Source organism: Blautia sp. 1033sp1_1033st1_G9_1033SCRN_220408 (assembly GCF_040929965.1).
GTDB lineage: Bacteria > Bacillota > Clostridia > Lachnospirales > Lachnospiraceae > Blautia_A > Blautia_A ammoniilytica.
Window position 1 is genome coordinate 83,494 of the sequence record NZ_JBFKZO010000008.1, and the last position, 25,413, is coordinate 108,906.

A 25,413-nucleotide genomic window follows, 5' to 3' on the forward strand; every position below is an offset into this window, starting at 1 on the left:
GGTGTCTGGCACGTAATCTTAGTCTGGCACCAATGTGGTCTTATTCTAAAAACATAGATTGTTCTTTCTTCATCGCGGAATATGTTTTTCAATAAATTCAGAAACAATCATTTTGTATTTTTCAGGATCTGTTCTATAGCATCCAGTATGTTCTGCCTCAGAAACTATGTACAACTCTCTTTCACTTTTGCAACTATTGTAAATTTTATACGCCATAGATACCGGTGCTTTCTTATCCTTGTCTCCATGAATAATTAGAACTGGCACACTTGTCTTAGACACTGCGGCACATGCGTTTGCTTCTTTCAAGTCAAATCTGCCCCAAATTTTTGTTCCTGCATTCACTATCCGAGGGAATAAATCTGTCAGTAATTCAAAACGAAGTTTCTCTTTACTGTCTATTTTTATCATTTCTAATGGTGATGTAAACCCAGCATCATCAATAATTCCACAAACTGATTCCGGCAATTCTAAATCACTACTCATCACTGCTACCGTTCCTCCCATGGAAATTCCCATAAGGAATATAGGTACCTGTTCTCCAAATTCAGAATCCACCCAATTTGCCCACTCACGACAGTCGTATCTTTCTAAAACGCCAAGTGTTGAAACGTCACCTTCACTTTCATTGTGTGCTCGTAAGTTCACCAACAGAAGATTCCATTCTTTTTCTTCTGTTATTCTATAGATTGGCACACTATTCGTATAACAATTACCCCAAAGCCCATGAAAAAAGATTATGACTGGCGCATTTTTCTTTCTTTCATAATAGTGACCAACTAATTGTACTCCATCAGATGCCGTAATTGTAATTTTTCTATTTGGCTCATTTTTTATTTTATATGCCTCTGTAAGAATTTCATACTGCCAGTCATCAGCAATTCCTAAATCTGGCCATCGAATTTCTCTTCTCAGGCAGGCTTTCTGAAAAGAGTATTTACTTATTCCCAGCAGTGCCAATATTCCAATACTTAAAATCAACAGGATTATTAAAATTCGTCTTCTATTTACACATGTTTTCATCATCGCAATTCCCATACATTGTACAGAATCTCCATATCACTTAGCCGAATTTATCAAAGAGAAGTTGCAATATTCTAACACCACAATCATGTTTTCATTTGACTGATAATCAGATTCAAATCGTGTTTATTTATAAATGTCCTACATTAATCCAACTTCTTTTCTGTATTCCACGCAGCCATTTTATAATTATCTCTACAGGTTCTTTATTTCCCACTAACAAAAATGTGGATTTTTAACTTTGACTCAGTATTGTAAAAACACTCCATATGCGAGCAGAAATTTTAGCATATTAGCCTTTACTAATCTCAGTTACTGATGCGTTTAAGCAGTATTTTAATTCCCTTTCGCGTTTCAATGTTATAAAAAATAGCATTTATTAAAACAACAACTATTGATACAACCAAGAAAACGACTATTGCATAGTACCTGGGGTCTGGCACGTAAATTTGACACTCTAATTCGACAGCATTCGACTTTTTAGTCATATTTTGTTCATTTTGCGTTTACAGTTTAGTACCTGGGTCGAGTAGACGTACCTTTCACAAGGTACGCTCCTCACAGATCCGGACGTGCGGCTTTCCCGCATCCGGCTCTTCATATGGCTAATCGTATGTCTGATCTCTGTGTATCTGACACTTTTCTCCTTGAAATCAGTTTCCTCGTCATGCCAATCTCTGTGTATTGGGCAAGTTTCTTTCTCGGATATTGCCACATGTAGTTCCCTTCCCTCCAGCGGCATTACCCACCTTCAACGGTACTATGGAACTATCCGACTACCTATATTTCTTTTGTCTCTCTTTCTTTTATTGACAAGACATACTCTGCTCCTTTTTTCTAAAGCTGAGAAAATATAGGCTCTCTCCAGTTGATGTGCAATCCTTGTATTACATGAACAGGTCCTTCCGACGCCGCAGAGCTGTGTGAAATCTCACCTTAACGATAAACCCACATGTTGCCTTCCCCTCAGACCACAGAGTCGGCACTCCGATTTATGGTATTTCGGCGCTCAATTGCTGTCCCTGCAACCTTGCTGTCTACGCTTAGCCCATTACATTACTGTAACACACTCAAGACTCGCTTCAAATGCTGTGGTTAGCAGCTTATTTGACGGGATTTCCACCCGCCGGATTATACACCCTTTGCTGGACGCACGGTCTGGCACTTTTTTAAGTACCAGGGTCTGGCACTTGGAATGTAGCACTCGAACATCTAGCTAAATGGCATTGCCAATGTGCCCATACTACGCAAAATGTAAACTTTTGTTTATAGAACTTTTATAAAGTTTATACTTGTTTGCCGGGGTCTGGCACGTAATGTCATGACCGATTCCCCATGGCTTTGTCCGGCCTTCTGGCAGAGTTCCCGGAATATCGTTGATATCTTGGAAAGCGTAGTCCACGTTACATTGTGAGATTTGCAGATAGAGGCAATGCGATCACCGATGACCTCTTTGAATTCCTTTTCGATATCCTTACAGATAATAAATACTACATGATTAAAGCCAGCTTCAATTGCATCATGGACTGATTAGTCCATGATAATATGTCCAGCATCGTCCACTGACTCCAACTGCTTAATTCCTGTTCAGAAGCGGCTACCGATACCAGCCGCCATTATAAGCAATATTGTTTGCATTTTGTTTATTTCCTTCCAATGTCACTTTTTTAAAATATAATAATCCTTTTCATAAAACGCTCAGCAACACGCAACATAGTGTATTATTTGATTATCTTTTTGACAACGCTCATAGCTCTACTGAAACCACGCATTTTAAATGTAAACAGAATCCACAGCACATTTGGCAGAATAGTGCATATTACTCCCTTTATCAAAATAGCAAATAATCCATTTACCTTTACACACGCACATACACTCCATGTTACAAACATCAGCGCAACAGTCATTGAAGTGTATATCAATACATTTTTCCAATACTTGCCTGTTCCCCGGTGAAAATACTCCTTAAATAATGCATGTGTTTCCCACGGAGCTTCTATAAATATGTAGCACACAATTGTAGACAGCATTACTCCATATATTCCACAAATCTGTACAAGTGAAAAATTTAGGATTAAATTTGTAATCACAGAAACATAAGGTTTTACTTTGTCAGCCCACCACATTCCACAAGCATTTTTGTATGTTAATACCGTTCTGCGAATCTGCCATGAATAAAAATAAATAACAAACAATATGACAATATCAAATGTAAAAAGCAGATTTTTTCCAGCCCATAGTTCCATGAAGTCTTGATATATACAAATCATGGTAATACACATCCAGCCGACAATCCAACTATTAATGTACTGCAGGTCATAAAAATCCGATAAATTTTTTTCTTTCGATTCCTTTATAAGGCTATTTCCTATACTTGCTGTTAAGGCATTGAACGTTACCTGCATGACTCCTGACAAAGCAGAAACAACATAATAGTAGTTTCCATATTGCGCAACTACTTTCAAACCCAAAAATGCAGAAACAACAATATTATCCAAAGAACAGTTTACCGTACCGCTTAGCTGATGACCGATTAAAGCACCTACCCTTTTAAATATATCCTGTTTTACTCCTTGTGAGACTTCACCCGCACAACGTATCGCTGGATATTGCTTATCCACAATATGAGACCTCACTATGTTGATTACAATCGTTGCAACCGGAAGCCATACGATATATAGATAATAGTTTCTAAAAACGATCAACGTAATAATTTGAAGAATATACATTCCTGTATTAATCAACGTTGTCAAATTGCTTTCAATGTCACTTCTTTGAAATGCGTTAAGAATAGATGTTTTATACGCAAATAAGAAATAACTAAGTACTGTATTGGAAAGATATACCAGATACAATGCATACAAATTAATGTCGTAAGGGTAGGTTCCATCAATCAGCCTTGGAATCAGCGGAATCAATGTAACACCCACAAGAAGTATCACCGTACCGATAATGTAATAAAATTTTCGATACAATTTTAATAATGCATTAATTTCAACATCATTGCCTTCTGCAACCGGCTTATACATACTAAACACTATAGCTGAGCCTATTCCAAGTTCGCTCAAACTTAAAATCTGCAAAACTGATGTAAATAAGCTACTCAATCCTGCATATTCTGTACCCAAATAATACAAAATAATTGTTCGTATAACAAATGGAAATATTATTGCTGTTGCTTTATTTATCAGTGCTCCAAAAACATTTCTTATGGAATTTTTCAATCGTCCTTCGTTCATATTTGAAATTCCTCTTCATCATTATTCTCCCACTCGCTTTTGGACGATGCTAAGCCAAGTATGGCGAACATAAACACACCCATCATCGACTTGGCTGATGCACTGCCGATCATTACAACAGCAATTGTGATAACCGTAGCAATCGTTGTTGCCCGTTCTCTTTTATTAAAATCTCTAGAGTTAAACAGATTTAAGAGACACAGTAAAATAAGCAAATAGAGTCCAAATCCAATCCACCCAAACTGCCCAATAATGCTTGCATAAAAATTATCATTGAGAAACTTGCCACCACGTCCTAGTGCCCACAAATGCTCCCAGCCATATTTTATATACAAAGGTGAGTAATATCTAGCCGCCATCTCGGAGCCGTATGTAGCAAAACCGGATCCAAAAGGAAAATAAGTATTTGCTGTTATTGCCCCATACTTCAACATCGTCATTCTTACCGACTCTGAAAGAATGTAGGTCGAAATGTCAGCCGAAGTAAATATTACGACTCCCAATGCAAGAAACAGTAAATATCTTTTTTTAAAGAGCTTATCCTCATTTAACATCCAGAATAAGTAAAGTGCAGCAAAGACCCAACATAAAACCAAAGATGAACAGGTTAACAGCATAGGTATTATGGCTAGAATTAGATATCTTCTAAATTTCTTTTCAGATATACCTGAGAATGCCAATATGACAACGGCACCAAATAGTAGCCAACCTGTTTGTATAGCATTATTCCAAAAAAAGAGAAAACTTTTTATATTTCCAAACTCAATTTTTCCTGTTACACCAATATCAACAACTTGGCCAATCAATGACATAAGAAAACATGTTACAATTATAAACTTTGCATATTTTATAAGTACATAGTTTATTCTTTTTCCGTAATATCTATTTGATGCTATATACCTAAATGCGATAAAACACGCATACATTTTCCAAAGCCACAAAATATCAACAGCAACAGCCATTGCATTATTTGTTAACTTGCTCAAAAAATTGGAAATCAACCCTATGCATGTCACAGCACATAGTATCAAAAAAATTTTACGATCTTCTTTTTCCAGCCCTTTTCTTATAAGAAGAACTATCACATAGAACAACGATATTAGACCAATTACTTCATCATAGTAACCAGTCCATCCTCCAATCAGATTAAAAATAGGGAAAAGAACAATTGCGTATGCAAAAATATCACATTTATAAATAATCATATTCTAACCCCCTCTTATCTTTGAACTCTTCCATTCCCTCCATTCTTTATCAGGTTCTCTACATCAGATACAGTCACTCTGTTAAAGTCCCCTTCAATCGAATGTTTCAGGCAACTCGCGGCAACTGCAAATTCAATGGCATCCTTATCATCTTTACCTGTAATCAAGCTGTAAATCATTGCTCCAGTAAAGCTATCGCCACCACCCACTCGATCTACAATATCAATATCATAATGAGAGGAATAATTTGCCACACCACTTGCATCATATATCATTCCGCTCCATCCATTGCGGCTTGCATTGATGCTCTCTCGCAATGTAATAGCTACTTTCTTGCAACCGAATCGTTCGCAAATTTCCCTCGCTACATACTCATAGCCACTCTTATTCAGCTTTCCAGATTCGACATTGTTATTTGGTGCTTTAATCCCAAGAACCTTGTCCGCATCTTCTTCATTTGCAATGCAAACATCAACATACTGAACAAGGTTACTCATCACTTTCTGAGCTTTTTCGGAACTCCAAAGATTTTTTCTGAAGTTCAGATCACAGGAAATCGTGATGCCCTTTTCTTTTGCTTTTTTGCAGGCTTGCTCACAGATTTGAACCATATTGTTGGACAAAGCCGGATTGATCCCTGTCCAGTGGAACCAGCTCACGCCATCAAACAACGCATCCCAATCAAAGTCTGCTGGCTCAGCCAAAGCAATTGATGAAAATGCTCGATCATAGATCACCTTAGATGGGCGCTGCGAAGCACCCTTTTCAAGATAATAAAGTCCCATTCTACCATTCTTAAAAAAGGTCTTGCTCGTGTCAACACCAAAATACCTCAGGGCATTCAATGATGCACGTCCGACATCATTATCGGGAACAACAGTTAAAAACTCTGACGGTACACCAAAGTTGGCCAGCGACACTGCAACATTTGCTTCTCCGCCACAAAAAGTAGCATCCAAACTATCTTTTTGAAATAATTTTGTATATCCAGGCGATGCTAATCTTAAAAGAATCTCGCCAAAAGAAAGCACTTTCATCCTATACTGTCTCCTCAAATCTTCACATAATGTGGTTTGGTTAAAAAGTTCAGTTCTACAAGTGCTCTATACTTTTTCAGCATCTCTGTCATTCCTTGGTTCATTGCATCAAGGACAGCCGTTCTCGTAACGAACGCCATTGTAGATTCCCCATAGTTTTCTTTTTCATCGTGAGAATATCCATCAAACCCAGCCAAATAAATCTTTTTCACACCCATCTGTGCAAAGAACTTAATTGCCATCAGACCTGCATTATCTTTCACTGCGTCAATGTCACACAGAAGATCTCGATATTTTGTCTGGAGATAAACATTATCTGCCGGAATATTTGATGTAACAATGCACTTTCCTCTGTTTGATACATCCAATTCTCTAAAGCGCCTCAAATTGCTCAGAAAAATATAGTCTGTGTCCACAAGAGGATAGTTATAGTTAACACTTACCGTCACGACATCTTCATTTAGAAAAGATGTAATCTCATCCTTTTCCTCTATCGAACTTTTTCCTGGAGCAATTAACAAAACTGTTTTCCCATTTAAGTTCTCAATTAATTCAGCCTTATGTTCTTCCTGTGACTTTCCCGTTGCCATATATCTCAGATAAAGTTCTTCAATATAGTCTTTATCGTAGGATACTTTCTTATCCTCATCCATCATGTCAAAAATTTCATTCATATTTTCAACAGTTAGAGTCTTTTTATCGTCCAAATATCCTGCATAATTCGGATGTGCATTGTGTGCCGCAGACAAATAATTCGGTAACGAATAGCCCCAGTAGTTACGCTGATAGAATTCATTCAAAATTTCATCGATAATAGATAGCAACGGTTTGATATCATAATTGCCGTCAGCATTATCATTCAGGTACTGGACGAACAGCTCTGTGTTCAAATTTCCAGCACCACGCCCCATCCCATAGACAGAAGCGTCAATAATCAGCTCTCTATCAGAATGCAGATCGACCAGACTCTGAGCATTCGAGTAAGCTAACTGCATATTATTGTGCGAATGGAAGCCGATCTTAATATTCTCTTTTAGATTATGCTCAACCAAATAGAAGAGTCTGGTTAAATCTTTACGTTTCATCATGCCAAAACTGTCCACGATATAAAACGCATAAGGCTCTAATTCATTCACGCGACGAATCAGATCAAGGAATTCTTCATCCGTATAGCTCAATGAAACCATTGCTTGGACAAAGACCTTATACCCCTTGCTTTTAATAGCTTTGCATTCTTCCAATGCAGCCACGCGATCTTTTTTATGAAAAGCTACACGCAAACCATCTACAGAAGTTCCATCGTACTCTGGCAAGTCTTCGAAACGATACTTACCATAGTCAGTAAGCATCACAAAGGTTTTACCCTCTTTATTTTGTGGAATAATTTTTGCAACCTCATCGAGAGAAGTAAATCTTGTGACATCTTTATCATATTCCACCGTATTCATGAGGAAACCACATTCAATAATATCGATGTCGGCTTCTACAAGTCCGCGAACAATTTTTTTCTCATTATCAAAGCCAAATCTACAATTATTGCAATAACCACCATCTCTAAGTGTGCAGTCCAGTACCTGTATTTTGCTCATATACTTTCTCCATAAAATTGATTTTACTTTTGCTGAAGCTGATAGTTATAGATTGCATCAGCAATCATAAAATCCTCTGCCTCATCGATATCAACACTTTCAATTTCGCCTACCTCAACGATAAATGGTTTATCGCCAATTCGACGATTAAGGTCTGTCATAACATTGCTTCTATAAATATAGAAGCCACTGGTTTCTTCATAAAGTGCTGGTAAGTCCTGTGTGCGTGGAATATTATTCAGCTCATAGTTAAACGGCTTTCCATCTTTCCATAGAAAATCCTGTAACTTTTTTGCCGCAAACGAAGAATCATATTCCCCACTCTTAACTGCTTCCAATCCATTTTCGATGGATTCTTTCTTAATGAACGGAGCTGTCGTATGGGTCATCACATAAATATCTGCCGGTACTTCATTTGCAAAGCAGTGCAGCACTTCATTCATCTTTGTAGTATCCTGATCTAAACTGGTCGAACGCTGAAGATACTTTACTCCTTCCGGGATAAATTCCTGAATATCTGGATTACTGCAGTAAACATATACCTCATCTATACCCTCAACTGTCAAAAGAGTAGACAAGATATAATGGCAAAGCGGTTTTCCGTTGGTAAAGCTCTTAGTATTTTTCTGCGGCAAACGACGATTATTAAGCTTCATAGGAACAATTGCTATTGTTTTCATTTTAATCTCTCTCCTTTAAAACATCTTCCAATTTCATTCTTTTAAATGTTTCTAACATGCCACCACGGGTACAGTTTACGATTTTGATTCCGTGCGCATCCGCATATTCTTTTGCAGCCTGATATCCAACACGCATTCTGATTGGATTCGATGCAGCATTCTTATCAACAAATCCGCTCTCTACAAAGTGGTTTTTCTCTCCCTTTGGATAGTTACAGTCTGCACCGAGAAGGTAGATTTCTTTAAATCCCATATAAATAGCAATTTCAATCAACGAATATGTAATAGAATATCCGTCATACACAACGTTACATGCGTCGTCGGAAAATTTAGCAAAATATTTTCCGATATCACGTTCTGCTTCATGGTAATAATTATCGTATGGAAATTGTACAAAATTTGATGGAATTTCAAATTGTTCTGCCAAATTACTTCCTACGAACACATTTGTGGCATTTTTGTACTCTTTTTTGATAACACTTTCCAGTTTCTCATACACTAAGGAATCCTGTATACCATAAAATGTAGGTCTCCAACTAATACTGTCGTACATTTTAACAATAGAATTCATTCCAAACGTTATTTCATTAGAAATAAGTTTCAAATCATCCACTGTCAAACTAGGTCCAGTTGCAACAATGAAGCACCTCTTCCCTTCATATTTGTTCTTCACTTTTCTTATCTGATCAATATTTTTTCTTTTTGTCAAAAAGCATTTCTCTTCCCTTGAAAACTTCATCTTCTTTATAAGAAAAGAACAATACTGCAGCACTCTATTTTTCTCTCTTGCACTAATTAGTACATTTTTTATCTTCATACTTTATCCATTCACCTTTTTCTTGGCTGTACTGTCGAACTACTTTTGCTGGACTCCCCACCGCAATGGAATAGGCTGGAATGTCTTTTGTCACAACCGAATTAGCACCAATGACACAATGCTCTCCAATATGAACATCACCAATAATTGCAACATGAGTTCCAATCCAACTGCCTTCTCCGATTTTGAGTTCTGTATGCCCGTTTTTATGTTCTTCATGCTCTTTCTGATACATTATTGGTATATTTATATCATCAAAAGTATGCGTGTGTGAACATACAAAGTTATCTGGTCCAAACAATACTGAATCTTCAATTACTATGTTTCCGGCAATGCGATTTCTTGTTCCTATATCACAATTATCACCAATCTGAAACCTCTCTCCAGCAAACAAATCACACTCCGGTCTTATCGATACATTCTTCCCTAATTTAATTTTTTTGCCGCTGGTGAAGTGCACATTTCTTCCAATATATACCCCCCCGGACAAGTAATGCCATTTATCACACATCTAATTCTTCCCAAAAGAGTTTTTACACATCTTTTTATCTTAACAGCCATAGTTTTTCTTCGTTACCTCCTAAAGCACGTAATAAGCTTCATTGTATTTCACAAAATCTTGAAATGTGTCACTTATTCTCCATCTGCTGTGCGATATCGGCATCTACGATTTCCTCGCCGGTCTTATGCTTCAGCTGCTCCTTGGAGGCTTCACTCAGACCGTTGTTGATCACACAGTTCATATCGCAGGTGCTGCACTTGTCCAGATCTTCCTTGGTGACCTTGCCATCGCGGTAGTCGCGGCAGATCTTCAGCTCGTACATGCTGTACGGATGCTTAGTGAACAGAGCCTTGAACTTATGTACCAGAACCCAAGTAGCAGGCTTCCAGATGTACTTGTGCATAGCCGGAGAAACAGAACCAATCATCCAGCAGTCACGGTCGCAGCAGCGAACCTTAGCACGAACCTTCTCGGCCTCCGGGCTGTTCCACAGCTCGTCCCAGGTCTGATTGTTCAGGTTGCCCATGACTTCCTTATCCTTGGTACCATTGCAAGGCATAACATCGCCATACGGGTCGATGAAGAAGGTATCAAAGCTCATGTCGCAAGGCAACAGACGCTTCTGGCCATAGATGTAGTTGATCAGACCGTGGTTAAAGTATGCACGGAACCACTTCTTCGGGCTATTGCTGCGGAGCAGTTCATTGACCAGATTCTCGAAGTTCTTAGCAACCATCGGACGGTCATGGATGATGTTCTTGGCCTCAACGAAGTAGAAGCTGTTGTGCAGAGAAGCAGTTGCAAACTCCATACCCATCTCGTCAGAGATCTTGTACAGAGGCACCAGGTCGGGAGCATTCTTGTCCTGAACGGTCATACCGAAACCGACATCCTTCATGCCCATCTCACGCAGTTTCTTCAGCGTGCCATAACCACGCTGGTAGCCATTCTGCAAACCACGGATCTCGTTGTTGGTCTGCTCCAGACCTTCGATAGATATGCGGATACCGATCTGCGGGAACTCTTTGCACAGGTCAACGATACGGTCGGTAAAGAAACCGTTCGTCGAAATAACGATACGGTCAGACTTCTTGTACAGTTCACGCACGATATCTTTCAGGTCGGTGCGGATGAACGGCTCGCCGCCGGTAATGTTGGTGAAATACATCTTTGGCAGCTTCTTGATGGTCTCAATGCTGATTTCCTCCTCCGGCTTGGAAGGTGCCTTATAACGGTTGCACATAGAACAACGAGCGTTGCAGCGATAAGTGACGATGACCGTACCATTTAACTTCTTTTCTTCAGACATGATTAACTCTCCTAACTCTCTCTTTTAAGAATGTTTCGATTTTATTTAAGAACCACTTGGCACATACCGAGAACACAACCGACCCACAGATGACTGCAACAGCTGTGAAGATATATGCCAGCAGACCATTTTTCTAATATAAGGATTACCGGCGTTCCGTAAGCATCCCCCACAGTGTCTTTGCATATTTTTCCTCTGAACATTCACTCTCAAGGAAACTCTTGTACTTTGCTGCACAAACATTAGCTTCTTCTCTATGCTGTAAGTAGTACTGAATTTTATTTTTCCAGTCTTCTATATCCTTACCACATAAAGCACCTCTGCCATCGGCGAAATACTCCTGTGTAGTTACCGTATCCGACGTAATTGCCATCTTCCCATTGGCGGCTGTCTGGTAAAAAGCAATCAATCCAGCCGGTGCCTCCGTATCCAACGGCGTAACTACCAGCTGTGACTGACACATAAACTCAAGGAATTCCTGTTCAGGAATATCCGACTTCACCACCATATTTTTGCCGAAGTTCTCTTTGTACTCTTCAAACTTATCCTTCGGCATAACACAGTTGAATGTAACTTCCGGCATCGTCTGTGCAATTCTAATCAGAAACTCCCAGTCGCGACCGTTCCGTCCGCCGCAGAATACACTATTCGGCACTACTTCGCCTTCATATTCGATACTGTAACCACCATGATAGGTATCGTGCAGCAGTGTGTATCTCTTATGGATTCCGAGCATTTCGTTCAAGTGTTCACCGTACTTCTTAGAGGTCACAGTCGCTTGAACCTTTTTTGATTTCAGAACTGGCTTGTATAAGAGCTTCGCCACTTTGTTCTTAGTAGATGCTTTATCTTTGAGTAATATATTCAGTGCAATAATTTTTCTATTTTTGAACTGTACCTTACACAGCCACCAGCACAGAACAGCCATGAAATCATACCAGCAGATGATAGTGTCACCATCGGCCGACTGCTTGATTATATCCTTGCAGGCTGCCAGCATTTCTTTAGTGGAATTACATTTCTGGTGAGGATAAACCTGCCGAATCTTGGCTGTTTCATAGCTGTTCAGAAATGTCATATTCTGTTTATCTGCCGGGTTATCAAACAGCATATAAACCATCGGCCTGTCCCCCTCCCTTACTGATACACCTTCATAATTTTCTCGTAATACTCATCGATAGTATCGAAGCTGATGTCCTTACAGTTCGCACTGTACTTCGCGCACAGCTTCTTATCAGCCCAGAGCTTCTCGATCTTCTTCTTCAGATCTTCGGCATTGCCGCTCTCAAACAGCTCGCCGGTCTTGCCGACTTGAATCAGTTCAGGGATGCCACCAATGTTCGCTCCCAGCACCGGTGTGCCATACATCTGGGATTCCATTACGGAGAACGGGCAGTTCTCATACCACTCAGACGGATAGATGGAGAACCGTGCCTCACGGATGAGCTTTTCCAGTGCCTCGCCTTTCTGGAAGCCAACGTTCTTGATGTTCTTAATACCATTTACCGTCTCTTCCAGCGGGCCAGTGCCGGCGAAGATGAACTGTACATCCGGCAGCTCCTTACAGACCCTAATGAGTGTGCCGATGCCCTTTTCTTCAGAGAAGCGGCCAAAGTAGAGGACGTAATCCTTCTTCTCCGTTTCTTTCCACTCCACCTTGTCGATGAAGTTGTGCATCGCCACGGTCTTGGTCGCAAACAGTGGGTTGCTGTCCATCTTGCTCTTCATGAACTCCGAGCAGCAGATCATGGTGTCAATGTACTTGTAGGTGCCCTTCCACTTCCAGAACTCAGCCTCCATCATGCCGATGGCTGACTTCGCCGTGGAGCCGTGGATGCACTTGCCTTTCATGCAGTTAACGAAATGGCCGCCCAGGCACTTCTCACAGTTCTGGTGAGTGTTCGGATTGTTCAGCATGTGGTTCGGGCAGACCAACTGGTAGTCATGTGCCGTGAAGATGATCTTGCAATCTCTTCCGGTCTCCTTGCGCCACTTCACGATTTCCAGAATGATGGAAGGTGTCAGCTGGTAGTTGAAGTTGTTCAGGTGACAGACATCCGGCTTGAAGTCGTCCAGAACTTTTCTCAGCTGCACCCGCGCTTCCTTGCTGTAGATAGTTTTGATCGGGTAGGTCAGCTTGCTCAGTTTGCTGCCACCGTGGAAGTCCATATCAGATGTATAAGCATTGACACGGTTGCCCACGCAGCGGCCTTCATGCTCCATACCGAAGTACTGAACCTCGTGTCCATGCTGCTCCAGTGCCTCACCCAATTTGAATATGTACGTCTCGCTGCCGCCATTGGGATATAAAAATTTATTTATCATCAAACTTCTCATCATGTTCTCCTGTATAGCTTTATCGTTTCTTCTGCAACATCATCCCAGTTGTATTTCCCACAGATAAAGTCTGCTGCCTGTTCTTTATACTTCTTGATCTTTTCAGGATGATCGCAGGCATCTTGCAGCTTTTCCCTGAGAGCATTCACATCGGATTTCCTGAAGGTTAGTGCCTTATCTTCCACTACTTCTGCACATTCCGGAATATCGGAAACCAGACAGCAATTCCCATAGCTCATTGCTTCCAGCAGGCTCAGGGGCATGCCTTCCAGATCTGAAGGCAATGTGTAAATGTAGGCATTACTATATAATTCTTCCAGCATCTGCCCCTGCACAAATCCGGTAAAAAGGATTCTTCCATCTTCTTTGGCCAGATCTTCCATCTCCTTCATGAAAGAATCCGTATCACTGGAGCCACCGGCAATCACCAGTTTTTTATCTGTGTGAACATGCTTGAATGCTTCGATCAGATATCGGATCCCTTTTTCCGGTACCAGGCGACCCAGGAATAAGATGTAAGAATCCTTTGTCAGTCCATATTTGGCTGTAATATGCTCCGCTGCTTTCAGTTCCGGAGGATTCACACCGTTAGGTATGAATCGAGTGGTTCTGCCATATGTATCACTGAAATAATCCTGAACACTTTTGCTTAGGACAATTATTTCATCTGCATATTTTACCGCATTTCTTTCACCCTGCCGGATGAATCTGGATCCAAAACCAGACTTCCATTTCTCACGCTGCCAGTCGATCCCGTGAATGGTGACTATGACTCTTTTGCCAAACAACTTGGGAAGCCATGCGAAAAAGGCCGGTCCCTCAGCATGAATATGAACCACATCATATTTTCCCAGTGCACAAAAGAGAGCTGCGAAGAAGGAAGAACTTACGGCCGCAAGCCCTTTCTGTTCGATCGTGGGAACATATTTCTGGCAGATCCCCTGATATTCCATTTGATCCGTATTGTCATATTCTGCCCCACTGACGTGATGCCCTGACCTGTTGTAGCATGTTACCTGACATCCCATGTGGGCCATCCGGGTACATAACTCTTTTACCACGATCTCGATACCGCCCTCTCTGGACCACCGTTTGTGGCCAAATACAGCCAACCTTAAGTTCTTTTCCATCGCTTTTCTCCATAATACAGTCCATTTAAAATGACTGAAGCTTAGACAGCTCCCTTTTTATTAAAAACCACTAACAATGTTTCAAGTAAGATCTTGATATCCATTCCAAAGTTCCAGTTCTCAATATATTCTTTATCAAGCCTTACAACCTCTTCAAAATCGGTAATCGTGCTGCGTCCTTTCACCTGCCACATGCCGGTTATCCCTGGCTTAATGGCCAGTCTTGCACGTTGGTGAAGCTCATATAGGTTTGTCTCGGAAATAAGTGGCGGACGTGTCCCCACAATAGACATATCTCCTTTTAATACATTGAAAAACTGTGGAAACTCATCAATACTTGTTTTCCGGATAAATTCTCCGATGCCTGTCTTATGAGTTCCATCGGGCAAGATCTTATTTCCAATGACCCGTGGATCGAAATCCAGTTTAAACATCTTTCCATCACCCAGTTTATTATCTTTCATCAGTTCCGCTTTACGTTCTTCCGCATCCATGTACATACTGCGGAATTTGTACATCTTGAAACGTTTTCCATTCTTTCCTACACGCTCCTGGGCAAAGAAAATGGGGCCGGGGGATGCTATATAGATGGCAGGTGCAAGGAATATAAATAAGATCCCTGTAACCAGACATCCAACCAAGCCACCTACAATATCCATCAGACGTTTCAGCATAAGCTCCTGGGTAGATGCATAATTAATACTGGTGGTTAAGACTGTATAATCTCCGATCTTTTCCACGAACTGTTTCTTGCCTGGTACGCTCTGTACCTTTACCAGGTTCAGATGTACAGTCACACCTGTTTCTGTGAATTGCCGGATCAGTTCTTTGGGATAAGGCACCGTGCCGGAGGTTGCAATCAGTACTTCATCGATCCATTGCTTACATACAAATTCGGCAGCATTCGCCATGTCCGTAACCACTTCCACACCGCCTATATGTTGACCTGTCATCTCCTTATCAATGACAGCGATACCGGCGATCTTATATCTGCCATAATTATGTGTTATCATGTTCTCTACTACTGTATTAGCCACATCTTCAGAAACCACCAGCAATAAAGAGCAATCCCCATCCTCTTTCATTTTTTTACGTAGATGGCGTTTCCAGAGCACTCTTATCAGGTACGTAAGCAATATGTATATTATGATAGTCAGCACTAACGCAAGTCTGGAATAAGAATGGCTCCGCTGTAACATGAACAGATATACTAAAGAAAGTGCCCCGATCGTCACCCCTTGGCGCACCGTTAAAACAAATCCCCTGTAAAAATCTTGTTTCAGAACATTTTTCATTGTATTTGCTTCAAACATTACCAGCAGATCTGCCATTTCGATAAATACTGCCATATTTCTGTAATTAAAATTTGTATATGGATTGATCCCATATCCACTAAACGCATACGCCAATATAAATGCTATCTGCAAACAGATCAAATCTAAAATAATAAAGTCCAGATGCTTTATCCATCCTTCAGAATCTTTTCTATACATGTATTTTTCTTTTTCCTTCTATTTTTCAAAACGTATATTGGTGGTAACATAATGGTCTGAGATTACCTCTGTAATTCTGAGGGTACTGCTATAATAAGCCAGCGTTCCCCTGCGTGGTTGGGGAACTTGCTAAAGCTTTTTTGCCAAATAGCCGGCTTATTTTACAGTAACTCTAATAGATTTCTTTACTGTCCTGTAATTCTTTGCTCTAACAGTAACTGTTATACGATAAACACCTTTTCTGGTGCCCTTAGCCACAGTGATCTTGCCATATTTGTTGACTTTGATCCTGGAGCTGTTGGTTTTGTAGGTAACCCTTCCGGTCTTCTTAGTAACTTTAACCACCTGGCTTGTAGCTTTATTTCTGTTGTACCTTACTGTAATATTCGACTTGGATACAGATACTTTCTGTTTCCTCAGTTTGATCTTGTAAGTAAGCTTTTGAACGTATCCGGCATATTTTCCTTTACCTTTTATAGTAACGGTATAGGTACCGGCATTTTTCACTTTCTTTGCTTGTACAGTGTAGTACTTCTTATTAAGCGTTTTGCCATTAAGGTCTTTTACAACTACAGATGGTTTATGAGTCTTGCCATCATATACCACTGCAGACTGCTTCAGAGAAGCCTTAAAGGATTGTTTTGTCGGTGATTCTTTTGCGGATACCGATACTGATACACAAAGAACCATCAGTAAAGAAGCAAAAATAAGGGCGATTCTTTTAGAAAGTTTCATGTTTCTCACTCCTTTTGTTGCATGTATCAATAAACAGAAGCTTCCACGCACCTTCCATTTATCCAAGATTCAGTGACGTCTGTGCGCCATTCCGGTACAGCTTTGTGCTTCCGGATCCATATGATATATCATCGGATGCACGCTTATCTTCCTGCGTTGCAAAGCTTATTTGCCTGCATCCGGTTTTTCTTCTTTTCCATAGCCATAACCATATCCATATTTCTTTCCATATTTCCCATAATACTTGCTGTAATATTTGCCATAGGCACGGCTATGTACTTCTGCACGATTCAGTACGGTTCCAAGCAGTTTACAACTGACTTGCTCCAATTCAAATAAGGATTGCTTGATCATACCCTTTGGGGTAACTCCGGCACGTATGACTAGTACTGCTCCATCACACATGGAAGCAATCAGTGCACTGTCAGATACACTGCCAAGAGGTGGTGTATCAATTATGACAAAACGGTAATTCTCTGCCAGGGTATTCAGAAGATCCCGGAAACGACTGTCCTCCAGTAAGGCAGACGGGCTTTCCAGAAGCTGTGTGCACGGCACCAGATATCCATTGGCTACGTTGGTCTGATAGACTACTTCATCGTATTCTGCCATGCCGGATAAGTAATGATTCAGGCCTCGCACATCCTCCTTGTATTCGATCTGGAGGCGCTTCCTCATCACGGATTTACGCAGGTCAGCGTCTACCAGCACAGTAGGAAACCCGGCCTCAGCCAGCATCTTCCACAGGTAGGAAGATACCGTGCTTTTGCCCTCATTTGGCAGACAGCTTGTCAACAGGATCTTTCGTGTATTCTTGCCACAGAATTTAATATTGATACGCAAACGGTTCATTGCCTCTTCTACTGCATATGGCAATTCAGGAAGGGTGATCGTCAGCTGCTTCATCTTCTATGTCCTCTCTTTCCGGAATGTACCTCTTCTTCAAAATCAACCACCTGCTCGCTGTCCGGAATCGTGGTAAGCGGTACCAGGCCAAAATATTTCTCCATGTCTTCTGCAGTATGTATGGTATCATCCATAAGATACTGTGCCGCCAGAATCCCAGCCATAATAAAAAGCCCCAGAAGCGCACCGATCATTGTATACTTTTTGTAACTTGGGCCTGCCTTATAATCTGCCAGCTTGGCATGCTGGGCTATATTTGGTGCCAGTGTGCTCATAGTCTCCGGAAGATAGGATACTGCCACTTCTGCCATTGCTTCTGCCAGATCCATGGAAAGCTGCGGGTCTGTAGTGGTTGCTGTGATCTGAAGAATACGTGTATCAGCCGGATTGCTTAAGGAATACAGTCCTTTCAGATCATCCGGTGTCATATCCAGGTGCAGCTTATCAATAACCAGATTCAATACCGGATAGCTAAGCATCAGTTCTTCATAATCTGCAGTAAGGGATGTACCCAGATTCAGGTCACTTAGATTAACCACTGAGTCATCGGATGCAGATACTACGTATAATTTTGATGTGGAATCGTAGGTAGGTTCAATGAAGAAAAAAGCATATGCATTCAGCAGCACCGCACCTGCCAGCAGGCAGAGAAGCAGGTAATACCACTTATCCAGCAGCTTGTTTGCCAGATCCAGAAGATTGATCTCCATCTCCTCGTTTGTTTGATTCTGATTCATTTTCCTTTCTCCTTGTACTGTTTTCTTATTGATAGTTATTCAATGCATATTGGAAAGCATCTTTTGTCCTGTTTCTTACAAGAATCTATTTCTGCTTCTCATAGAATAAGGTCAGTATCACCTGTTCCAGACTGTTTTCATCCGGTACAAAGGTCTGCCAGTCGCTGTCATCCACGCCATATTTCCCATCAATGGACAGCCTTCCAACCTCCCTGCCATCTGTCAAAAGAAGCGACAGGCGACTGAACTTTTTGGCGTTGATATTCGTAGTCATATAATCTTCCAGCACATGATACATCTGAAGTGGGAAGGTATTGTCTTCCTTGCACTTCTGCCGGAATGCTGTCTTGAAGCCATCCTCATACTGTGTCTGACGCGCCATACGGTTCTGATTGGTATCATCATCCTTCATCGTCATCCTGCCACGAATAAAATGCTCTGCCTGAGATCCAGTCAAAGTAACGGTTTCTCCTTTTTTCAAGCTGTCATCCACACCGGTGAAATCATCCTGGATAGTAACAGTAACACCGCCTACCAGATCGTTCACTGTCTGGATCGCTCCCATATTTACCATGGCATAATAGTCGATCCTGGCTCCACTCAGAAGAGTGGACACTGCCTGAACTGTATTCTCTGCCCTGGTAATATGATCCAGGCTCATGGCGTGTGCCAGTGAAATCTGCATATCATCTGTACTGATGTAGCTCCCATCATCCTCCAGACTCTGAACTGGTGTGATCGTATTTCGATCTATCGTTACCATCTGGCACTGATCGGTACTTCGATCCCGTACCAACAGGATCAGTACATCACACTGACCGCTGCCATCATATTCACTGATCTGTTCCACTTTTCCCGGATCATCGATACCGGCAAAAAGATAGGTCTCCAGATTTCCTCTTGGCACATACGCAGTACCCTGATAGAGGATCTTATTATCCTCATTCTTCTGAACGGTATTCTTCAGGGACTGCCTGTCTGCCATGCCAAGGATGCAGGATATGATAGCGAATCCTGCTGCAAGTATAGCAATAAATATCCCAATCTTCGCATATATACGCTTGATTTCTGATTTTTTTCTGTATCTGGTCATACTGTTCCTTTTCTAAACTTCTTCAGGCAGATCACTTCATCATCTCTTTCAGCATAGCGGGACCGCCTGCCGGATGGGTGGCTTCACAATACATAAGTGCTGCCAAAATGATAAATAATATCACGCTGAATGTGATACATACTTTTTTAGACATTATTACTCCTCCGTTTTTTTTCTGAATATCCTGCTGCTTTCGTGGGCACCGTCTGCCCATTGTCAAACAATAATTCATATCCCTGCCGGTCAATCTTCTCCAGAAGCTGTATGCCCTTTTTCTTTTGGATCATATCTCTGCCAGCCTTTAAATTCGGTACCCGGTGATGGGCTCCATGGCAGTCGCTGCCAAGAACATGGGCAGTGCCCTCTTCCAGCATTTTCAGGAAGAAATGTCGATATCTCCAGTTTGTCAGGCATTCTGCATTAAGCTGTACGTACACCGGAAGTTCCAGTAACTGGCAGATGTACTTCTTGTTGCCTGGCATCCGGATGAAACGGTCAAGATGTGCGATCATGATCCGTAAATGACGATTCTGGATTAGGCCGGAAACTTCTTCAATAATGTGTTCATTCCATGGGACAAAGGGCATCTCAAGCAGCAGAAGATCTGTGCCTTCTATGGTGAGTCTGCAGATCTCTTCTGATCTGCTGATACCATTAAAGAATGCCACTTCACTGCCGGTCAGAATCTGTGGATAGTCTGTCCATCCACGCTCTGCTGTGGCTTTGCAAAGAGCATCATAGGCCTGTTGTCTAAGTTGAAGAAAAGTGTCAATCCTGTCCTGTGTGGCACAAAAGTGCGGTGTTGCTATCATAATGTCTGTCTGTTGTGCCCTGATCTGCTCCAGCATTGCCATGGATGTATCCAGATCCCTGGATCCATCATCGATCCCCGGAAGTATGTGTGAATGAAAGTCAATAATCATATTCTTTTCTCCAAAACCTGATATACAGAGAACTACGCTGCATGATACTGTACAAAACCAGCTAATACCGTATAAAACGGCATGATACAAGTACATCATGTACTAAATCTCGTGTAATATAAATTTCTTCTCAAAATTTGTCAAGAGTGCAAACCTGCTTATCTTGATATATATCAAGAGTTTCATAAAAAAAAGCATATTCCTGTGATTACTCACAAGCTTATCGGCTTTTTTGCTTATATTGTTTGGGATGTGTGGAGCAATGAAGTCAATTGTAAATTTTCTGCGGTGCGATTGACTTCGTTGTATGAAAAGACCGCAGAGGCGATTTTACACCGCTACCGCCTGCCACCGTTTCGACCTGGTATCCGGTCATTATACACCGGGAATTCCAGACCACTAATTCTGATGATGTTCTCATTGTTTTTTATCTGTTTTTTTCTCCAACATTTTTATTGAATTCAGGTAGTCTTCTTCCACCGTGCTGAGTGTTCGTGCTTTATATTTTTTATACTCGTCCGTTGCTTTATCAACAGCCTGTTTGTGCGATATACTTCCGTTTCCCTGTAAAAGCTGTTCCCCGCTCATTGTCAGAATCCGATCCAGATGCTCTGCCCAGTCCCTCATTGTCATAGCCTGTTCCCGTTCTGCCTGACGTTCTGCAAAATCAAGATATCCCGATACCAGCTGTCCCATTGCACGTAATTCTTTTTCAAATAAATAATTCTTTGCAACTACAGCTTCTTTTAATGTTGGTTGATTTCCTTTAAAAGTAGTAAGTCCCATAAATTCTTTTTCTGCATCTGCTCTGTTATAGATTACTTCTGCTGTAGTTTGTCCATGAATTGCGTAGTGAATTTTATTTTGCACTTTTTTGAAAAATGCAATGGATATTTCCGCTTTCGGATCATAATCTATGCTCGTTGCATAAATTTCCAGAACCTGGCGATAAAATACTTTCTCGGATGCACGAATATCACGGATTCTCTCTAGCAATTCCTTGAAATATCCACCGCCACCTAGATTTTTCAAACGATCATCATCAAGTGCAAAACCTTTTCTCATGTATTCTTTTAAAATCCCAGCTGCCCAGATTCTGAACTGTGTTCCTCGTTTTGATTTTACACGATAGCCAACAGAAATAATAACATCAAGATTGTAATAATCTACATTGTAAACTTTTCCATCAGTAGCAGTGTAGGCAAATTTTGCCCACACTGACTCTTTTTCTAACTCTCCCTCTTTAAAAATATTTCTGACATGTTTTCCAATCACACTACGATCTCTCTGAAACAATTCTGCCATCTGATCAATAGACAACCAGACTGTATCACCATCAAAAGTAGTTTCAACTTTCGTCAGACCATCCTCTGTCGTATAAATAATCATATTTGCTTTTTCTTTGTCCATAAATTAATTTTCCTGGTATATTGTAATTGACTCATCTAACGGTCATTTACAAATATACCTTTTCCTTTCTATCAACCTACTATCCGTGGTTGATTACGGTGTTATACATTTGTATTATTAAAATATGTGATGTGGATTTGTATATTATTTCCCTGTGGCTTTGACTACTTTTTGGAGGTTCTTACCACACCTTATTTCTAAATAATGATTAGTTAGATGAGTCTTGAATTCGTATCTTGTACCAGGTTTTACGAAGTAAGTGCTATGGATAACACATTGCATATTTTTACGAAGGGAATGTATTATCATGATTTTAGTCGGAATTGACATTGGTAAAAACCAACACACCTTCTCCATCGTTGACAAGAATACTGGAGAAATACTTTCTAACCCTTCCCTTTTTACTAATAATCAGGAAGGGTTTCTGTGCCTCATCAAAAAGCTAAACAGATATTCCAAATCAGACCTTTTAATCGGTATGGAAGACACCGGGCATTATCACTTTGCCTTACTCAAATATCTTCTTGATATCCGTTATACTGTTGCACTGATCAATCCAACAACTACTGACCTTACCAGAAAACTTCAAGGTGGAATCACCAAAAATGACCCTCTTGATTCTCTTACTATTTGTGATGTGATCGGCTCTAATCAGCGTAAGAAACCATATCGTATTACAAAAGTGAATCGCTTTGACCTTTATGAACAAAAGCAATTGACACGTCATCATCACAACTTGAAAGAGGAATTAAATATTTATAAAAACCGTCTTCAAAAATGTATCGACATCGTATTTCCTGAATCTAATTCCTTATTCCAGTCAAAATATGGTATTGTTTATATGAATGTTTTGAAAGCTTTTGCTTCTGCTGAAAAAATTGCAACTTCTGATATTCGAACCATCCGGAAATACTTTGAGTATGAAGGACGTGGAAAACGGATCACGCTTTCTGCTGAGCAGCTTAAAGCAGCGGCAAAAACTTCTGTCGGCATACCTTCTGTTGCCGAAGAAATACAGATCAGACATCTTGTATGTCAGATTGAAATGATTGAAGAACAGCTTTCTGAAATAGACAAAAAGATAGAAGAGTTCTCCTTACAAAACAACTCTCCTATCCTCTCCATACCAGGAATTTCTCACTTCTCTGGTACTTCTATTTTAGCGGAGTTAGGAGATATTTGCAACTATACAAAAGCGTCTCAAATAATCAAATTCGCTGGTGTTGCTCCATATCACTATGAATCCAGCCAGTTTACTGCCCAACACACTGCAATAACCAAGAAAGGATCCAGATATCTGAGGAAAACTCTATATCAGATTATTTTGCTGGTTATCAACCACAACAAGGTCTTTACTGCGTATTACAACAAAAAGCTAATCGAAGGCAAAGGTTACAGATGTGCCCAGGGTCACTGTATCAGAAAACTTTTAAGAATCATCTATCATCTTTTAAGTACCGGACAGACATTTGATCCCGCTTTACTGATATAACCATACATACCACTTACCTTATAAATTCAGCCTTCTTTGAAAGGTCTATTTGTCGTGCCATAAAATCCATAATTATTCACATATTTTCAAGGTACATACTTTTGCTAACTAAAATTCAATTTTTCTAAAAAACTACTTGATTTTTATATAATTAGCTCCAAAATCAGATACATTATCAACGTGAACGAGTCACTCTAGCGAAATCATCATTCCTCATCTTTACCATCCTTAATACGGTAGTAATCATCCATATCCACACTGAGTTTTACCGTGGCATCTGGTTTTCGTTTGCTCAAGAGGCACACAGTTTCCACATGGCTCGATAGGTCCGGATTGATGTCAGTCATCTGGAACCTGTCCAGACTAATATGGCATGTACCCAAATATCTCCGTTTGTTTGCGGAAACATATCCACAAATTCTGTAGCAGAAAATTCTTGATACATTCTGCTATCCATATCGCAGCCTGAACCTTGCCCTTCCACGGAAAAAGTTCAACTTTTTTATCGTTTCTACTATTATAGTGATTCCAACATAAAAGTCAAATTCGGCGAAGAACTGCCATTGTCTCAACCTTGTCCGTTCTTCCTACAAAAACGGGTCAACGGCTATTTTTCGTTCTAACTGATGATCTGTTTTCCATGCACTCGACCTTATTAAGCCTGAAAATTCGGCATTGAAACGAAGAAACACTCCTGTTATTTCTTCGCATTCTCTTCCAATTCCAGCATGTATTTATCAAAGTCAGACATAAACAATCTGTCCTGAATGACTCGATACTTTTCAAATTCGGTCTCAGCATGAAGCTTTGCAATTTCAGCTGACACTTTCCCTGCATCCTGCAAAATACCATAATCAAACATTTCAATAAAACTATTAAGCCTTTTTTCCCAGTCCTGCATCGTGAGAGGAATATGCCTTAATGTCATATTCTCAGCAAAATCTAAGTATGCAGTAACCATACGATTCAGCTGTTTCATTTCATCCTGACTCAAATAATTCTTGGCAACCGTAACATCGCTCTTCTTAATTTTTCCTTCAGGAGCATCTGCCCAAGTAGTTAATCCCATATGCTCTCTTGTATGGTCAGCTCTTTCTACAATCAGTTCAGCCGCCGTATGGCCATGAACTGCGTAATGCATTTTATTCTGAACTGTTGCGTAGAATCTCCTGGTAGTTGCAGAATTCTTATCGTAATCAATGGCTGTGGCATACAGGTCAGTTATTTTCTGATAGAACTTTCTTTCGCTTGCTCGAATTTCACGAATTCGCTCTAACTGCTCATCAAAATACTTTTCTGTCAAATAAGTTCCGCGTTTCAGGCGCTCGTCATCCATAACCCATCCTTTGATGGTGTAGTCTTTGGCAATCTGGTTTACCCATTTACGGAACTGTACCGCACGCTCAGAATTTACCTTAAATCCTACTGCAATGACCATCTCTAAGGAATAGTGATTTGTGCTGTAGCTTTTTCCGTCGGCAGCAGTTATTCGAAATTTTCGAATAACTGAATTCTCTTGTAACTCACTGTCCTCAAAGATTTTCTTAATATGATAATTTATAGTGTTAGTGCCGACATCGTACAATGTTGCCATCATCTTCTGTGTCAGCCATATATTCTCATCCTCATAGCGCATCTCGATACTATCCTGCTGGTCGCCGACAGAGGCAACATACGTCAGGTATTCTGCAGCACTGGAACGGATGGTTATTTCATCTTTTTTCTTTTTCAAATAAGAGGCCTCCTTTAATGTTCC

Annotated in this window: 22 protein-coding genes and 1 pseudogene; 1 reads left to right on the forward strand and 22 read right to left on the reverse strand. The window is 40.5% G+C overall.

What is annotated here, in order from left to right; all coding sequences use genetic code 11:
* Positions 1–69: 69 nt before the first annotated feature.
* From AB5916_RS08230 to rhuM, 21 genes and pseudogenes are all read right to left on the reverse strand, one after another.
* Entirely contained in the window at positions 70–1,038 is a 969-nt protein-coding gene (locus AB5916_RS08230) for an alpha/beta hydrolase (RefSeq protein ID WP_368190226.1), read from the reverse strand.
* Positions 1,039–2,347: 1,309 nt separating this feature from the next.
* Positions 2,348–2,604 (reverse strand): annotated as a pseudogene (locus AB5916_RS08235) (nucleotidyltransferase); the annotation flags it as partial.
* A 140-nt stretch (positions 2,605–2,744) separates the two neighbouring features.
* Entirely contained in the window at positions 2,745–4,262 is a 1,518-nt protein-coding gene (locus AB5916_RS08240) for a lipopolysaccharide biosynthesis protein (RefSeq protein ID WP_368190227.1), read from the reverse strand.
* Entirely contained in the window at positions 4,259–5,467 is a 1,209-nt protein-coding gene (locus AB5916_RS08245) for a hypothetical protein (protein ID WP_368190229.1), read from the reverse strand. Before AB5916_RS08245 ends, AB5916_RS08240 begins: the two co-directional genes overlap by 4 nt.
* A gap of 14 nt (positions 5,468–5,481) precedes the next feature.
* Positions 5,482–6,504, reverse strand: a complete 1,023-nt coding sequence (locus tag AB5916_RS08250; RefSeq protein ID WP_368190230.1) for a PfkB family carbohydrate kinase — start codon at positions 6,502–6,504, stop codon at positions 5,482–5,484.
* Positions 6,505–6,518: 14 nt separating this feature from the next.
* On the reverse strand, positions 6,519–8,093 hold the full coding sequence (locus AB5916_RS08255; protein ID WP_368190231.1) for an aldolase catalytic domain-containing protein: 1,575 nt from the start codon (positions 8,091–8,093) through the stop codon (positions 6,519–6,521).
* A 23-nt stretch (positions 8,094–8,116) separates the two neighbouring features.
* Positions 8,117–8,773 (reverse strand): acylneuraminate cytidylyltransferase family protein, encoded by a 657-nt coding sequence (locus AB5916_RS08260; protein WP_368190233.1) that lies wholly within the window; start codon positions 8,771–8,773, stop codon positions 8,117–8,119.
* A 1-nt stretch (position 8,774) separates the two neighbouring features.
* The gene (locus AB5916_RS08265; RefSeq protein ID WP_368190234.1) at positions 8,775–9,590 is read right to left on the reverse strand and encodes a 6-hydroxymethylpterin diphosphokinase MptE-like protein; all 816 of its coding nucleotides are present in this window, start codon (positions 9,588–9,590) and stop codon (positions 8,775–8,777) included.
* The gene (locus AB5916_RS08270) at positions 9,565–10,101 is read right to left on the reverse strand and encodes a DapH/DapD/GlmU-related protein (RefSeq protein WP_368190235.1); all 537 of its coding nucleotides are present in this window, start codon (positions 10,099–10,101) and stop codon (positions 9,565–9,567) included. The genes AB5916_RS08265 and AB5916_RS08270 overlap by 26 nt, the downstream gene beginning before the upstream one ends.
* A gap of 118 nt (positions 10,102–10,219) precedes the next feature.
* Positions 10,220–11,401, reverse strand: a complete 1,182-nt coding sequence (locus tag AB5916_RS08275; protein ID WP_368190237.1) for a radical SAM/SPASM domain-containing protein — start codon at positions 11,399–11,401, stop codon at positions 10,220–10,222.
* A gap of 145 nt (positions 11,402–11,546) precedes the next feature.
* On the reverse strand, positions 11,547–12,521 hold the full coding sequence (locus AB5916_RS08280; protein ID WP_368190238.1) for a glycosyltransferase: 975 nt from the start codon (positions 12,519–12,521) through the stop codon (positions 11,547–11,549).
* A gap of 17 nt (positions 12,522–12,538) precedes the next feature.
* On the reverse strand, positions 12,539–13,738 hold the full coding sequence (locus AB5916_RS08285; RefSeq protein WP_368190240.1) for a glycosyltransferase: 1,200 nt from the start codon (positions 13,736–13,738) through the stop codon (positions 12,539–12,541).
* Positions 13,738–14,868 (reverse strand): glycosyltransferase family 4 protein, encoded by a 1,131-nt coding sequence (locus AB5916_RS08290; protein ID WP_368190242.1) that lies wholly within the window; start codon positions 14,866–14,868, stop codon positions 13,738–13,740. Before AB5916_RS08290 ends, AB5916_RS08285 begins: the two co-directional genes overlap by 1 nt.
* Before the next feature lie 41 nt (positions 14,869–14,909).
* Positions 14,910–16,361, reverse strand: a complete 1,452-nt coding sequence (locus AB5916_RS08295; RefSeq protein ID WP_368190243.1) for a sugar transferase — start codon at positions 16,359–16,361, stop codon at positions 14,910–14,912.
* Between the two features lie 156 nt (positions 16,362–16,517).
* Complete coding sequence (locus tag AB5916_RS08300; RefSeq protein WP_368190245.1) at positions 16,518–17,096, reverse strand: hypothetical protein; 579 nt, start codon at positions 17,094–17,096, stop codon at positions 16,518–16,520.
* 165 nt (positions 17,097–17,261) lie between these two features.
* A complete protein-coding gene (locus tag AB5916_RS08305) occupies positions 17,262–18,002 on the reverse strand; it encodes a CpsD/CapB family tyrosine-protein kinase (protein WP_368190247.1) in 741 nt (246 codons plus the stop codon).
* Positions 17,999–18,739, reverse strand: a complete 741-nt coding sequence (locus tag AB5916_RS08310; protein WP_368190249.1) for a YveK family protein — start codon at positions 18,737–18,739, stop codon at positions 17,999–18,001. The genes AB5916_RS08305 and AB5916_RS08310 overlap by 4 nt, the downstream gene beginning before the upstream one ends.
* An 85-nt stretch (positions 18,740–18,824) precedes the next feature.
* Entirely contained in the window at positions 18,825–19,832 is a 1,008-nt protein-coding gene (locus AB5916_RS08315) for an LCP family protein (RefSeq protein ID WP_368190250.1), read from the reverse strand.
* A gap of 31 nt (positions 19,833–19,863) precedes the next feature.
* On the reverse strand, positions 19,864–19,986 hold the full coding sequence (locus AB5916_RS08320) for a hypothetical protein (RefSeq protein WP_262582731.1): 123 nt from the start codon (positions 19,984–19,986) through the stop codon (positions 19,864–19,866).
* Positions 19,979–20,755: a CpsB/CapC family capsule biosynthesis tyrosine phosphatase gene (locus tag AB5916_RS08325; RefSeq protein WP_173726881.1), complete on the reverse strand. Its 777-nt coding sequence runs from the start codon at positions 20,753–20,755 to the stop codon at positions 19,979–19,981. Before AB5916_RS08325 ends, AB5916_RS08320 begins: the two co-directional genes overlap by 8 nt.
* A gap of 417 nt (positions 20,756–21,172) precedes the next feature.
* A complete protein-coding gene (gene rhuM / locus AB5916_RS08330) occupies positions 21,173–22,165 on the reverse strand; it encodes a RhuM family protein (RefSeq protein ID WP_368190252.1) in 993 nt (330 codons plus the stop codon).
* A gap of 307 nt (positions 22,166–22,472) precedes the next feature.
* Between rhuM and AB5916_RS08335 the strand changes: the two genes are divergently transcribed.
* Positions 22,473–23,657: an IS110 family transposase gene (locus tag AB5916_RS08335; protein WP_368190254.1), complete on the forward strand. Its 1,185-nt coding sequence runs from the start codon at positions 22,473–22,475 to the stop codon at positions 23,655–23,657.
* Between the two features lie 697 nt (positions 23,658–24,354).
* Here the strand turns inward: AB5916_RS08335 and AB5916_RS08340 are convergent.
* Entirely contained in the window at positions 24,355–25,389 is a 1,035-nt protein-coding gene (locus AB5916_RS08340) for a virulence RhuM family protein (RefSeq protein WP_368190256.1), read from the reverse strand.
* Positions 25,390–25,413 lie beyond the last annotated feature (24 nt).

Bases quoted from the DNA above. Each gene is read 5' to 3' on its own strand.
- AB5916_RS08255 (WP_368190231.1), bottom strand. From the start codon at position 8,093: ATGAGCAAAATACAGGTACTGGACTGCACACTTAGAGATGGTGGTTAT.
- AB5916_RS08310 (WP_368190249.1), bottom strand. From the start codon at position 18,739: ATGAATCAGAATCAAACAAACGAGGAGATGGAGATCAATCTTCTGGAT.
- AB5916_RS08245 (WP_368190229.1), bottom strand. From the start codon at position 5,467: ATGATTATTTATAAATGTGATATTTTTGCATACGCAATTGTTCTTTTC.
- AB5916_RS08320 (WP_262582731.1), bottom strand. From the start codon at position 19,986: ATGTCTAAAAAAGTATGTATCACATTCAGCGTGATATTATTTATCATT.
- AB5916_RS08240 (WP_368190227.1), bottom strand. From the start codon at position 4,262: ATGAACGAAGGACGATTGAAAAATTCCATAAGAAATGTTTTTGGAGCA.
- AB5916_RS08280 (WP_368190238.1), bottom strand. From the start codon at position 12,521: ATGGTTTATATGCTGTTTGATAACCCGGCAGATAAACAGAATATGACA.
- AB5916_RS08285 (WP_368190240.1), bottom strand. From the start codon at position 13,738: ATGAGAAGTTTGATGATAAATAAATTTTTATATCCCAATGGCGGCAGC.
- AB5916_RS08265 (WP_368190234.1), bottom strand. From the start codon at position 9,590: ATGAAGATAAAAAATGTACTAATTAGTGCAAGAGAGAAAAATAGAGTG.
- AB5916_RS08335 (WP_368190254.1), top strand. From the start codon at position 22,473: ATGATTTTAGTCGGAATTGACATTGGTAAAAACCAACACACCTTCTCC.
- rhuM (WP_368190252.1), bottom strand. From the start codon at position 22,165: ATGGACAAAGAAAAAGCAAATATGATTATTTATACGACAGAGGATGGT.
- AB5916_RS08305 (WP_368190247.1), bottom strand. From the start codon at position 18,002: ATGAAGCAGCTGACGATCACCCTTCCTGAATTGCCATATGCAGTAGAA.
- AB5916_RS08230 (WP_368190226.1), bottom strand. From the start codon at position 1,038: ATGGGAATTGCGATGATGAAAACATGTGTAAATAGAAGACGAATTTTA.
- AB5916_RS08315 (WP_368190250.1), bottom strand. From the start codon at position 19,832: ATGACCAGATACAGAAAAAAATCAGAAATCAAGCGTATATATGCGAAG.
- AB5916_RS08270 (WP_368190235.1), bottom strand. From the start codon at position 10,101: ATGTGTGATAAATGGCATTACTTGTCCGGGGGGGTATATATTGGAAGA.
- AB5916_RS08295 (WP_368190243.1), bottom strand. From the start codon at position 16,361: ATGTATAGAAAAGATTCTGAAGGATGGATAAAGCATCTGGACTTTATT.
- AB5916_RS08250 (WP_368190230.1), bottom strand. From the start codon at position 6,504: ATGAAAGTGCTTTCTTTTGGCGAGATTCTTTTAAGATTAGCATCGCCT.
- AB5916_RS08300 (WP_368190245.1), bottom strand. From the start codon at position 17,096: ATGAAACTTTCTAAAAGAATCGCCCTTATTTTTGCTTCTTTACTGATG.
- AB5916_RS08260 (WP_368190233.1), bottom strand. From the start codon at position 8,773: ATGAAAACAATAGCAATTGTTCCTATGAAGCTTAATAATCGTCGTTTG.
- AB5916_RS08325 (WP_173726881.1), bottom strand. From the start codon at position 20,755: ATGATTATTGACTTTCATTCACACATACTTCCGGGGATCGATGATGGA.
- AB5916_RS08275 (WP_368190237.1), bottom strand. From the start codon at position 11,401: ATGTCTGAAGAAAAGAAGTTAAATGGTACGGTCATCGTCACTTATCGC.
- AB5916_RS08290 (WP_368190242.1), bottom strand. From the start codon at position 14,868: ATGGAAAAGAACTTAAGGTTGGCTGTATTTGGCCACAAACGGTGGTCC.